The 12,941-nt window shown below is 36.6% G+C and carries 8 protein-coding genes; 2 read left to right on the forward strand and 6 right to left on the reverse strand.

Annotation, left to right across the window (positions count from 1 at the left end; all coding sequences use genetic code 11):
- The first annotated feature begins 9 nt into the window (after positions 1-9).
- Both ACXX80_RS06995 and ACXX80_RS07000 read left to right on the forward strand, forming a co-directional pair.
- Positions 10-828, forward strand: a complete 819-nt coding sequence (locus ACXX80_RS06995; RefSeq protein ID WP_458552607.1) for a SusE domain-containing protein — start codon at positions 10-12, stop codon at positions 826-828.
- Positions 829-892: 64 nt separating this feature from the next.
- Positions 893-3,799, forward strand: coding sequence for an alpha-amylase family glycosyl hydrolase (locus ACXX80_RS07000; protein WP_458552608.1), 2,907 nt, complete (start codon positions 893-895; stop codon positions 3,797-3,799).
- Between the two features lie 119 nt (positions 3,800-3,918).
- On the opposite strand, the gene acs is transcribed toward ACXX80_RS07000, so the two are convergent.
- The 6 genes from acs to ACXX80_RS07030 form a co-directional block, all read right to left on the reverse strand.
- Entirely contained in the window at positions 3,919-5,826 is a 1,908-nt protein-coding gene (gene acs / locus ACXX80_RS07005) for an acetate--CoA ligase (RefSeq protein ID WP_458552609.1), read from the reverse strand.
- Positions 5,827-5,840: 14 nt separating this feature from the next.
- Complete coding sequence (locus ACXX80_RS07010; protein WP_458552610.1) at positions 5,841-7,739, reverse strand: acetate--CoA ligase; 1,899 nt, start codon at positions 7,737-7,739, stop codon at positions 5,841-5,843.
- 17 nt (positions 7,740-7,756) lie between these two features.
- The gene (locus ACXX80_RS07015) at positions 7,757-8,119 is read right to left on the reverse strand and encodes a response regulator transcription factor (protein WP_315208579.1); all 363 of its coding nucleotides are present in this window, start codon (positions 8,117-8,119) and stop codon (positions 7,757-7,759) included.
- Between the two features lie 2 nt (positions 8,120-8,121).
- Complete coding sequence (locus tag ACXX80_RS07020; protein WP_458552611.1) at positions 8,122-10,827, reverse strand: ATP-binding protein; 2,706 nt, start codon at positions 10,825-10,827, stop codon at positions 8,122-8,124.
- A 321-nt stretch (positions 10,828-11,148) separates the two neighbouring features.
- Positions 11,149-11,376 carry a DUF6814 family protein gene (locus ACXX80_RS07025; RefSeq protein WP_417981696.1) on the reverse strand — a complete coding sequence of 76 codons (228 nt, stop codon included), beginning with the start codon at positions 11,374-11,376 and terminating at the stop codon, positions 11,149-11,151.
- Between the two features lie 11 nt (positions 11,377-11,387).
- Positions 11,388-12,923 carry an MFS transporter gene (locus ACXX80_RS07030; RefSeq protein WP_458552612.1) on the reverse strand — a complete coding sequence of 512 codons (1,536 nt, stop codon included), beginning with the start codon at positions 12,921-12,923 and terminating at the stop codon, positions 11,388-11,390.
- Positions 12,924-12,941 lie beyond the last annotated feature (18 nt).

A 12,941-nucleotide genomic window follows, 5' to 3' on the forward strand; every position in this document is an offset into this window, starting at 1 on the left:
TCATTGAAAATGAAAAATTTAAATAAAATTTTAATCGTATTTATTAGCGTATTAGCAGTGTCATGTAATGCTGATGATGTAGAAAACAGACCAGTAATTACAGCTGCAACAGCTCCAGTGTTGCTTACTCCAAAATCAGATTTCAATAGTGTACTTTCTAAAGCAACTGAAAATGATGTCGTTACAACCGCAGTGTGGGATGACGCTACTTATGCGGGTAGTGCAACAGTAGTGAATTACAGTATTGAGATTGCAAAAACAGGTACTAAATTTGCAACTCCTTATATTGTAGCAACAACAACAAGTCGTTTTAAAAGCCTAACGGTAGGAGAGCTTAACGCAGCTTTAATAAATGCTGGATTCCCTGCTAAAGTTGAGTCACAAGTAGATATTCGTATTAAATCTACTATAGGTGGAGTAGGATCAACACCTCAAGTGTCTAATTCTTTTACTATAAAAGTTACTCCTTATCGTGTACCACTTGCAAGTTCTCATTGGCTAGTTGGGGCTGCTACACCGGGCGGATGGTCTTGGAGCGGTGATAGTGAAACAGAATTTCCATTGGTTGCTGGTAAAACAGATGTTTATGAGGTTGCTCTTGTGTTAAAAAATAATGATTCATTTAGAGTGTTTTTAGGAAATAATTTCACTAATGATGGTAACTGGGGATCTAGTCGTAATTATACATATTATGCAAGTAATGGCTTTGCAATTACTTCAGAATTAGTAGATGCTTTAGATGGCGATAATAACTTTAAATATACCGGTACTACAGCTGAAAGAGTTTTAAAGATTGATCATGCTGCCAAAACAATTACTTTAAAATAAGTATTGTTTTAATTCATAAAGAAGGCTGTCGTTTGGCAGCCTTTTTTTATACAACTAAAAAGACATGAAAAAAAAATATTTATTTAGTTTATTGGTCGGTTTTTTGTCCTTTCTGGCCTACGCACAAGTAAGTATTGCGCCTTCTGCATTTAATGCTACAGACCAAATTACAATTACCGTTTCGTTTGCGAGTGCCACTTGTAATACTATGGGAATAAGTCCTGCAAAAGTATATATGCATGCGGGTATAGGGGATGACGCAAATGCCTTTGGGTTTGCAGTTGTTGGGAATTGGGGAACAGACGATGGTGTTGGTTTAATGACAAACAACGGAAACGGTACTTGGAGTAAGACTATTACACCAAGTACTTATTTTGGATTGAATGCAACGCAACAAGCAAATGCAACCAAGCTGGGAATGGTATTCAGAAACGCAAATGGTTCACAAACATTGAAACTCGCTCCCAGTTGTTCTGACTTTATTTTTAATGTTGGATTGTTTCAAGTGACACTAACAGCTCCTGAAGAAAATAATTCTACAATTATTTCTTCAGGTGGAAGTTTGAATATTGCAGCTTCTAATACCGGTGGAAACGCTAGTTATGTATTAAAGTCAAACGGAACAACTTTAAACACAAATACAGCTACTTCCAGCTATACTTTTAATCACACAAATATTATAGGAAATCAAAACTACGAATTACAGGCAACCCAAGGGGCAACTGTAATCACAAAAAAGTTCAGTGCTATTGTGAATCCAAATGTGGTTAGTGAGGCAATGCCGACTGGTTTATTAGACGGAATCAATTATAATGCTGCTGATGTTACAAGGGCAACTTTAGTTTTGGATGCGCCATTCAAAGATTTTGTTTACGTAGCAGGAAGTTTCAATAGTTGGAAGCCTACAGCTACTTATGCGATGAAAAAAGATCCTGTTTCGGGTAAATTTTGGTTAGAATTAACCGGATTGGTTTCAGGTACAAATTACACCTATCAGTATTGGGTAGTTGATGCTACTCCTATTGCAGGAACACCTTCTTTAGTGAAAACTGCTGATCCTTATTCGACTTTAGTATTGTCACCATTTGATGATCCTTTTATTTCGGCTACTAATTATCCAAATCTTCCGGTTTATCCAGTAGGTCAAGACAGAGAAGTAACGGTATTGCAAACTGGGAAAACAGCTTATGCTTGGAGTAGCGCCACCACAAATTTTATTAAACCAGAAAAAGAAAAACTAGTTGTTTATGAATTGTTGGTTCGTGATTTTGATGCTAACAGAAGCTATCAAGACTTGATTAATAAAATCGATTATTTTAAAAATTTGAAAATAAACGCGATTGAATTAATGCCTGTGATGGAATATGAAGGCAATGAAAGTTGGGGATACAATACTTCTTTTCACATGGCTTTGGATAAATTCTATGGTACTTCGGATAAGTTAAAAGAGTTTGTGGATTTATGCCATCAAAACGGAATCGCCGTTATTCTTGATGTGGCATTGAACCATGCTTTTGGAAGAAATCCAATGCTTCGTATGTGGATGAATGATCCTGATGGTGATGGTTGGGGTTCTCCTTCAACTGAAAATCCTTATTTTAATACAACGGCAATGCACAGTTATAGTGTAGGAGAAGATTTTAATCATCAACAGCCAAGAACGCAAAACTATGTGCAGCGTGTCATTAAACAATGGGTAGAAGAATATAAAATTGACGGATTTCGATGGGATTTAACCAAAGGATTTACTCAAAATTGTCCTACCAATGTTACTGGTGGTCAAGAAGCCTGCACTGGTGTTAAACAACAAGATCGAGTGGATGTATTGCGAAAATATGCTGATTATTCTTGGAGTTTAGACCCAACACATTATACTATTTTTGAACACTTAGGGAATGATGATGAAGAGCAACTTTGGGCGAATTACAGAATTACAGGTGAGTCTGATGGAATTAGTAAGGGAATTATGATGTGGGGAATAATGACCAGTCAATACAATGAATTGTCTATGGGATATTCTGGAAATATTTCTCGCATGAATAGTACGAGCAGAGGCTTTACCACAAATAGATTGATGGGTTATGCCGAAAGTCATGATGAAGAACGACTAATGTATAAAAATTTGCAATTTGGGAATAGTGCCAATGCAGCCCATAATGTAAAAACACTAAATGTAGCTTTGTCTAGAATGTCAGCAATTGGAGCTGTCTCTTTATTGGTTCCAGGACCAAAGATGATTTGGCACTTTGGGGAATTAGGTTGGGAAAATTCTATTTTTGCGTGTAACAATGGAACGGTAAATACTTCGTCAGATGCTACATCTGGGGATTGTAAATTAGATACAAAACAGCAACCGCAATGGGTTAATAATTGGCTTGGAGATACCAATAGAAGTGAAATTTATAACTATTGGTCCAAAATGATTACGATGAAAACGGTAGAGCCTGTTTTTTCAGGAACTGCAACTATGTCGAATACCAGTTCGTTGTATCCAAATATTAAAATTACCAATAGTGCTTTGGCGTCAAGCCAACTTAAAGATGTTTTGATCTTGGCTAATTTTAATGTAACCACACAAAATGTAGCAACTGGATTTCCTTACACGGGGCAGTGGTATAATTTGATGGATAATACAACAATCACGGTGACTAATGTAAATGACCCGATAACAATTCCGGCTGGTGAATACCGAATCTACGGTAATAAAACAGCATCATTGGCAATAACTGATTACGAAAAATCACCAACGATTACGTTGTATCCAAATCCGGCTTCCAGTTATTTTACTTTGAATGCTACAACTTCTAAAGTTCAAATTTTTTCTATAACAGGACAATTGGTAAAAACGTTTGATGCAAATCAATCCGAAGGACATCAATATATAATTAGTGATTTGAATAAAGGGTTTTATATAGTAAAAGCGTATGATGAGAATAATGGAGTTCAGATATTGAAGTTCATTAAGGAATAATACGGTTTGTTTCTTTTGTTTTAAATGTTTGAAAGGCTGTCTCTACCAAGACAGCCTTTTTTGTATAAAAAAACTGCTCCATGAATGAAGCAGTTTTTAACAACAATTAAAACTAAAAACTATATTTTACCATCTTTGATTTCGTCTACAATTTCAGGATTCAACAAGGTTGAAGTATCTCCAAAATTAGAGTAATCTCCCTCGGCAATCTTACGCAGAATCCTACGCATGATTTTTCCGGAACGGGTTTTTGGTAAACCGGAAACAAACTGGATTTTATCCAATTTGGCGATTGGTCCAATATGATCCGATATGTGTTGATTGATTTCTTTACTTAGGTTTTCTCTATCGCGATATTCTCCGGTTTCTTTTAGAATTACAAAACCATACAAGGCATTTCCTTTGATGTCATGTGGAAAACCAACAATAGCACTTTCGGCAACTGCAGGATGCTCATTGATGGCATCTTCGATAGGTGCAGTTCCCAGATTGTGTCCAGAAACAATAACCACATCGTCTACACGGCCAGTGATTCTGTAATACCCAACTTCGTCACGCAAAGCGCCGTCGCCAGTAAAATATTTACCGGGAAAGGTAGAAAAATACGTGTCTTTATAACGTTGGTGATCGCCCCAAATGGTTCTGGCAATTCCTGGCCAAGGAAATTTAATACATAAACTTCCGGTCACCTGATTGCCTTCGATTTCGTTGCGCTTTTCGTCCATTAAAACGGGTTGGATTCCTGGTAATGGTAATGATGCATAAGTAGGTTTTGTTGGCGTTACAAAAGCAATTGGCGAAATCATAATTCCTCCGGTTTCCGTTTGCCACCAAGTATCTACAACAGGACATTTCTTGTCTCCTACGTGGTTGTTGTACCAGTGCCAAGCTTCCTCATTGATAGGTTCTCCTACAGATCCAATTACTTTCAAAGAAGTCAATTGATATCTTTGTACATATTCGATACTTTCTTTTGCCAAAGCTCTAATGGCTGTTGGTGCCGTGTAAAACTGGGTCACTTTATGCTTTTCGATGGTTTGCCAAAAGCGACTGAAATCAGGATAAGACGGAACGCCTTCGAAAATTACCGTAGTAGCTCCGTTCAATAACGGCCCGTAAAGAATATAAGAATGTCCGGTAATCCAGCCAATATCAGCGGTACACCAGAAAATATCATTGTCTTCATAATTAAAAACATTCTTAAACGTATAGGCGGAATACACCATATAACCCGCTGTAGTGTGTACCATTCCTTTTGGTTTTCCAGTAGAACCGGAAGTGTAAAGGATGAATAAAGGATCTTCGGCATCCATGATTTCTGCTACATTATTATCAGAAGCTTGGTCTAAGAGTGGTTGCAACCATTGGTCACGACCTTCTTTCATCTTGATAGTTGAGTTGATTCTTTTAGCCACTAAAACGTTCTCAACACAAGGACAATTCAATAAGGCTTCATCAACGATACTTTTCAAATCGATGGTTTTGTTCCCGCGATAGCCACCATCTGAAGTGATAACCATTTTACATTCGCTGTCGTTTATTCTTGCTGCAACTGCCGAAGCGGAAAATCCTGCAAAAACAACCGAGTGAATGGCTCCAATTCTGGCGCAGGCCAAAGTGGTAATTGCTAATTCAGGAATCATTGGCAAGTAAATACAAACACGATCTCCTTTTTGTATGCCTTGTTCTTTTAAGACATTTGCCATTTTGCAAACACGTTCGTACAATTCATTATACGAAATATGCAAAGCTTCTTCATTTGGATCATTTGGTTCAAAAATGATAGCTGTTTTATCTCCTTTTTTGGCAAGATGCCTGTCGATACAGTTTTTTACAATGTTTACTTTTGCATTGGTAAACCATTTTATATCGGCTTCAGCCATATTAAAATCCACTACTTTATCCCATTCTTGGTACCAAGTAAAATTTTCAGACGCGACTTTGTCCCAGAATTTTTTGGGTTCACGAACTGATTTTTTGTAATGTTTGAAGTATTCTTCTAAATTGTTAATTTTATAGTAACTCATGATTTTGGTAAATATTAAATATTATAAACGCCTATTTTATACTTTTTTAATGTGGTAACGATTTCTTCCACAATGGATTCGTCATCAATGGTGGAAGGAATCTGGAATTCCTCGCCATCGGTAATGCTGCGCATCAGTTTTCGCAGGATTTTCCCCGAGCGCGTTTTGGGTAATCGCTGTACAATCACTACATTTCTCAATGAAGCAACTGCCCCAATTTGGTGTCGAACCAGTTTAATGATTTCTTGTTCCAATTGATAATGTTCGATGTCATCTCCTGATTTGGTTACCACCAAAGCCAAAGGAATTTGTCCTTTCAACTCATCTTGAATTCCAATAACGGCGCATTCAGCCACGGAATGGTGGGAAGCAACAACTTCTTCCATTTCAGCCGTTGACAATCGATGTCCCGCTACATTTATCACGTCATCCGTTCTTCCGGTGATGAAAATATAACCGTCTTCATCTTTATAACCTCCATCGCCAGACAAATAATAGCCGTCAAATTTACTGAAATATCCAGCTTTGAAACGTGCTTCGTTTTCCCAAATACCCAACATATTTCCCGGAGGTAAAGGTAATTTTACAACAACCAAGCCTTCTTCATTGGCTTTTAGTTCGTCGCCGTTTTCATTAAAAATCCGAATGTCATATCCACAAACTGCTTTTGTTGCTGAACCGGATTTCACAGGCATTTTTTCAATACCAAGAGAATTAGCAATCATTGGCCAGCCTGATTCTGTTTGCCACCAATGGTCAATTACGGGAATAGGAATGTGCTGTTGATACCATTCTAGTGTGGCATTATCACAGCGTTCTCCCGCCAAAAATTGGTTTTTAAGAGCGCTCAAATCATATTGTTTGATGAATTCTCCGTCGGGATCTTCTTTTTTGATGGCTCTAATGGCGGTTGGAGCCGTAAACATGGTACCCACTTTATGCTCCGAAATTATTCTCCAAAACGTACTAGCATCAGGAGTTTTTATTGGTTTTCCTTCAAAAATTATAGTTGTATTTCGGTTTAATAATGGTCCGTAAAGAATGTAACTGTGCCCAACTGCCCAACCCATATCCGATGCTGCCCAAAAAGTCTCATCTTCTTTTACATTATAAATGTATTTCATGGAAAATTTCAATGCTACTGCATACCCGCCGGTATCTCTTACAATTCCTTTCGGTTTTCCCGTAGTGCCGGAGGTGTATAAAATATACAGTGGATGATTGGAGTTCAAAGGAACACAAGGGGTTTCTTCGGAGCCGTAAACTAATGCGTCGTAATCCACATCATACTTCTTAAACGGAATTCTAGCGCCTAATTTTCTATTAAAAACGATTACTTTTTTTGGTCGGTGCGAAGCAAGTTCAATGGCTTCATCAACCAAAGGTTTGTAAGCAATTAACCGGTCTATTTCAATCCCGGATGATGCTGTTATGATTGCTCTGGGTTTGCAATCGTCGATTCTGATGGCCAATTCATGTGGTGCAAAACCTCCAAAAACAACTGAATGAATCACTCCAATTCTCGCGCAAGCCAACATGGCAAATGCAGTTTGAGGAATCATGGGCATATAAATTATTGCGGTGTCGCCTTTCTTTAATCCCAATGATTGCATCCCTCCCGCGAGTTTTGCGACTTCGGTTTTTACTTCTGAATAGGTGTATTTTTTTATAGTTTGTGTTACTGGAGAATCATAAATAAAGGCGGTTTGATCGCCATATCCGTCTTGAATATGTTTGTCTAATGCGAGATAACAAATGTTCAATTCGCCATCTTTGTACCAAAGCGGATATCCATTTTCATCTTTCGACAAAATAGTTTCCGGTTTGTTGTACCATTCAATTTCATCGGCCTGTGCTGCCCAAAATGCTTCTGGTTGGTCGATGCTTCGGGTATAAATTTCTTCGTATTTCATGGTGTTGAATTTGTTCTTTATTGAATTAAATCCTGTACTTGTTCTACTAATTTTTTGACTGAAAAAGGCTTGACTACATATAAATTTGCACCTAGTGAAAGTCCTTTTTCAATGTGTTTTTCTTTGTTTTTTGCCGAAAGGAAAATGACTTTGCAATGCCGCAATCGTTCGTCTTTTTTTATTTGTTCCAATGTGGCAAAACCATCGACCATGGGCATCATCACATCCAGAATAATCACATCTGGAAGTTGTACTTCTAAAATATCTAAAGCCTCTTGGCCGTCGCGTGCTATAAAAACTTCAAAATTGTTCTTTTTGAAAGTATATTCCAGAGCCATTACAATATTTGGCTCGTCATCTACAATTAAAATCTTCTTCATTTTCAACTATTTTCTGTTGTATTATAATTGGGTAATGTAAAGATGAAAGTGGCTCCGTCAGTTACATTGTTTTCACTCCAAATGCTTCCTTTATGGTGTTCTATAATTTGTTTGCAAATGGCTAATCCTAAGCCGCTTCCTACTGGTTTCTTGATATTCTGGTTTCTGGATTGATAGAATTTATCAAAAATCGCTTCGGCATCTTCTTCTTTTATGATTTTACCATTATTGTGAATTTTTACTTCTATATTGGTTTCATTTTCAAGTATCGAAATAGCTATTTTTCCATTTGTTTCTGAACAAAATTTTATGGCATTAGACAACAAATTATGAATCACCTGAACAATTCGTTCTTCGTCATAAAAAGCTCTTATTAACTTGTTTGAATCATCAAATTCAATGCTTATTTTTTTGTTTTTAATTAATTGATTTAAGGATTCTAAGGTGTTTTTAATGGTTTTTGTAATGTTGTTTTTAGATAAATAAATTTTTTGTTTTCCAGTTTCAAATTTTTCTAAATCCAGAATTTTATCAATTAAACGATTCAAACGATCGGACTCCGATATGATGTTTTGCAAAAACTGCTTTCTCAACTCCTCCGGAATGTCGTCATCATCGTGAAGGATTTCGCTCGCTGCACGAATGGCGGTTATTGGTGTTCTCAATTCATGGGTAACAGTATCTAGAAATTCATCTTTTTGGATGTCTTTGTTGACGAGTTCCTGATTGGCATTTTTGAGTTGTTCTGATATTTTTTTTAATTCATTCGAAGTGTCCGTCAACTTCTTGTTGATGATGATGTTTTCTTTGGATTCCTCCAAAATTCGCAATACTTCGGGCAAACTGATTTTGTCTTCTTTGACCACACTCGATATTAATATTTTGGCGGAAGCCGTACCAATATGTCCTGTCAATAAATTCTCGGCAAACTTTATAAATCGGGCATCGGCAGTCGTTATATTTTTATCGATGTTGTATTTTAAATTGAAAATAGTCAAAGCTCGTTTTGTTCGGTCTTCGCCAAGAAAGCGCTGCAACACTTTTTGAATATCAGAGATGTAAGCAGTTCCTTTCCACACAAAAGCGTTTTCGTGATTGGTGATGTATTTGTCAATATCCACAAACATTTCGGCATAATTACGTTCTCTGTAATTTCCTTTGAAACTCACCGATACTGCAGCATAACTCATGATGTTAATCAATAAGCTCCAAAAAACAGCATGTGGAATAGGCTCTAAATAATCCAATCCAAAAAGTTGAAATGGCTTTAAGAGGGAAATGCCCCAAGGTCCTTCGGTAACAAAAAGACTGACTGAATTAGTCATTCCGGTTGCATACGGAATTAGTAAGGTATAAAAACAAACAGCAAATCCGAGAATGATTCCTGTGATAGCACCATTTTTTGAGCCTCGTCGCCAAAAGATAGCGCCAAAAAAGGAGGGCCCTAATTGGGCAATGACTACAAATGCTACTAAGCCTATTGAAACCAGTGAATAGTCTAGAATAAATAATCTGTAGATGGCATAGGCCAAAATAATTAGAGAAAAAATTCCGATTTTACGACTGTTTACGATGCGTTTGTTGTTTTTTTCTTGCGACGAATTTTCTAAGGAACCTATAAAGCCATACGGAATCAATAAGTTGTTACTTAACATAGTGGCTAGAGATATAGACGAAACGATAATCATTGAAATCGCTGCAGAAAATCCACCCAGAAAAACCATCACTGTCAATACATTATTGTCAAAAAACTGTGGAATCAATAAGGAATACGTATCAGAATTATGTCCTTTGCCTTCAAAAAGAATGTTGCCGCCCCAAGCTATTGGAAAAACAAAAAGATTGAAAAGTAGCAGGTACAATGGAAAAAGCCAAATGGCTGTTCGGATGTGACTTTCTTTATTGTTCTCGACAATCGCCGTGTGGAATTGTCTTGGCAAAAGGAAAATAGCAAACATGGATAGAATACAAAGGAAGAACCAGTTGATTCCGTTTGTAATGCCACCAATGGTATTTTTTTTGTCAAAATCCTTGAGGACAGCCGCTTTTTGATAAATATCATCAAAACCGTCAAAAACAAAATAGGTAACATAAATCCCCACGATCAAAAAGAAAACTAACTTCAGAATAGATTCCATGGCTACGGCAGTTACTATTCCGCGTCTTTTCTCAGATGCATCAACATATTTAGTTCCATAGTAAGAGGCAAAAAGGGCTAGAGCAAGACATACGTAGGTTGTTGTATCAGTAAAAATATTTGAACTTGCTTGTGTTTTTGTAACAATATGAAAAGTATCTGATATCGATTTTAGTTGTAAGGAAATGTAGGGTAAAATTCCAGATATACAAACTATGGTAACCAATGCTCCCAGAAATCTACTGTTTCCGTATCGTAAAGAAATAAAATCTGCAATGCTGGAAATTTTATTTACTCTCGAAATTCGGATAATTTTCTTAAGAATAATCATCCACGTTGGGATAATTAATATGGGGCCTAAATAAATGGGTAAATAACTCAAGCCAGATTCTGCAGCAACACCAATACTTCCGTAATAGGTCCACGCTGTACAATATACGGCTAATGAAAAGGAATAAATGTAGGGATTATTTGTCCATTTAGAATGGCTTCTTTTTTCGGACCAATAGGCAATGTAAAAAAGAATCGACAAATAAAGCACCAATATTAATAAGAGTCCAATGCTATTCATAATATCTTTTTATAATTAGGTACGATATGGCGATTGAAAACAGCCAAGCCGAGAAGATATAAATGTAGATAATTGGGAATCCAAAAAGTGGTTGCGAACTGTCAAATAACAGCAAGAGTGGCACGTTCAAAGCTAATAACATTAGCATTGAAAGTATAACCAACTTTTGTTCATGTCTCTTTTTCATAAGAAGATGCAGTTTGCTTTTCAGCGGTATTGCTTTCGCTTTTTAAAGATTCTGTTGTTGAATCGTTATGTTTAAAAAAAATAAACAACCTCTGCAATTACATGCAGAGACTGTCTATTTTGGTAATGGTTTGGTTAACTGTCTTTTTCATCATAATCACCCATTAAGGAAAAATACCCAAAGGTTCCTAATCCTAAAACGATTAATGGTGTAAGTATAAAAAGGATGATAATCCCGAATACTAGATCCTCTTGTTTTCCTGACATAAATTTTGGCAATCCAAAAGTGAAGATGCAAAAATACGCTGCAGCAGCAGCACAAGCAATCCAAACTAATCCTAAAATTCTTTTTATTTGATTCATAGCTGTGTTTTTTATACGTGAGCGTTTTTGTCTTTATTTTTAATGTAAACCATTCCAACTACAAAACTGACTGCAGCAATAACAATTGGATACCAAAGTCCTTCCAGGTAAAACTCCGGATGGCCTAAGTCTTTTGCATTGGTCACAAAATAGGTTGAAATAGCAGGAAGTAACCCTCCAAAAATTCCATTTCCTACGTGATATGGCAATGACATTGATGTGTATCTAATTTTTACCGGGAACATTTCAACCAAGAATGCTGCAATAGGTCCATAAACCATCGTTACAAATATTACTTGAACAAATACTAGAAATATCAAAGCCCAATTGTCACTAGAGTTAATTTTAATTGTGGTTTTGGTATCCACTTTTGGTTTACCATCCACAACTATTACTGCTCCGTTTTCTAAATGTACGGTTTTTATTTCTTGAAAAGTAGTTCCATCCACATACTCTTTGTTAGTGGTATAGATAGAATCCATGGTTTGCTTTTTATTTTCTTTCAATTCAGCAAGTACCGTAGTTTTTTCGACTATTTCGGTTTTGTTTTTCACCGATGTGGTTTCGTACATTTGTTTGTAGATTGGTCTGTATAATAAGATAGCCAATAACATTCCGCCCATCATAATGTATTTTCTACCTACTTTATCACTTAACCAACCAAAAAACACGAAAAATGGGGTTCCAATAATTAAAGCAATTCCTAATAAAGTATCCACTTGAGAGGAGTCAATGGCCATTACTGTTTTCATGAAATTCATTGCATAAAACTGACCAGTGTACCAAACAACACCTTGTCCCATTGTAGCTCCAAATAAAGCCAATAATACAAATTTCATATTGTAACGATTTCCAAAACTTTCTTTCAAAGGATTTGTACTTGTTTTTCCTTCGCTTTTCGCTTTGGCGAAAACAGGTGATTCATCCATGTTTTTACGAATCAAATACGAAACTCCAACCATAACTATGGATAACCAAAACGGAACTCTCCATCCCCATTCATCAAATTGTTCTGGTGTTAAGATATTTCTTGTAGCAAGAATTACCATTAAAGAGATGAACAAACCAACTGTTGCGGTAGTCTGAATCCAAGAAGTCCAATATCCTCTTTGTCCCACTGGCGCATGCTCAGCCACATAGGTTGCGGCTCCGCCATATTCACCACCCAAAGCAAGACCTTGAAGCAAACGAAGAATTAATACTAACAAAGGAGCCATAAACCCAATAGTTTCATAACTCGGGATACATCCTATTAAGAATGTTGCACCACCCATCAAAAGTAAAGTGACCATGAATGTGTATTTTCTTCCAATTAAATCTCCTAATCTACCAAAGAAAAGAGCTCCGAAAGGACGAACTACGAATCCTGCCGCGAATGTTGCCAAGGTTGACAAGAAAGCTGCTGTAGGATTATCTGAAGGGAAAAATTTAGTTGAAATAACAACGGCTAAACTTCCAAAGATGTAGAAATCATACCATTCGATCATTGTACCCATTGAGGAGGCGGAAATGACTTTCCAAATTCCTTTTGTTGATTTTGTACTCATAAATTTATATTTTTTAAA

The sequence above is a fragment of the Flavobacterium sp. GNP002 genome (assembly GCF_054343795.1).

Bases quoted from the DNA above. Each gene is read 5' to 3' on its own strand.
- ACXX80_RS06995 (WP_458552607.1), top strand. From the start codon at position 10: ATGAAAAATTTAAATAAAATTTTAATCGTATTTATTAGCGTATTAGCA.
- ACXX80_RS07000 (WP_458552608.1), top strand. From the start codon at position 893: ATGAAAAAAAAATATTTATTTAGTTTATTGGTCGGTTTTTTGTCCTTT.
- acs (WP_458552609.1), bottom strand. From the start codon at position 5,826: ATGAGTTACTATAAAATTAACAATTTAGAAGAATACTTCAAACATTAC.
- ACXX80_RS07010 (WP_458552610.1), bottom strand. From the start codon at position 7,739: ATGAAATACGAAGAAATTTATACCCGAAGCATCGACCAACCAGAAGCA.
- ACXX80_RS07015 (WP_315208579.1), bottom strand. From the start codon at position 8,119: ATGAAGAAGATTTTAATTGTAGATGACGAGCCAAATATTGTAATGGCT.
- ACXX80_RS07020 (WP_458552611.1), bottom strand. From the start codon at position 10,827: ATGAATAGCATTGGACTCTTATTAATATTGGTGCTTTATTTGTCGATT.
- ACXX80_RS07025 (WP_417981696.1), bottom strand. From the start codon at position 11,376: ATGAATCAAATAAAAAGAATTTTAGGATTAGTTTGGATTGCTTGTGCT.
- ACXX80_RS07030 (WP_458552612.1), bottom strand. From the start codon at position 12,923: ATGAGTACAAAATCAACAAAAGGAATTTGGAAAGTCATTTCCGCCTCC.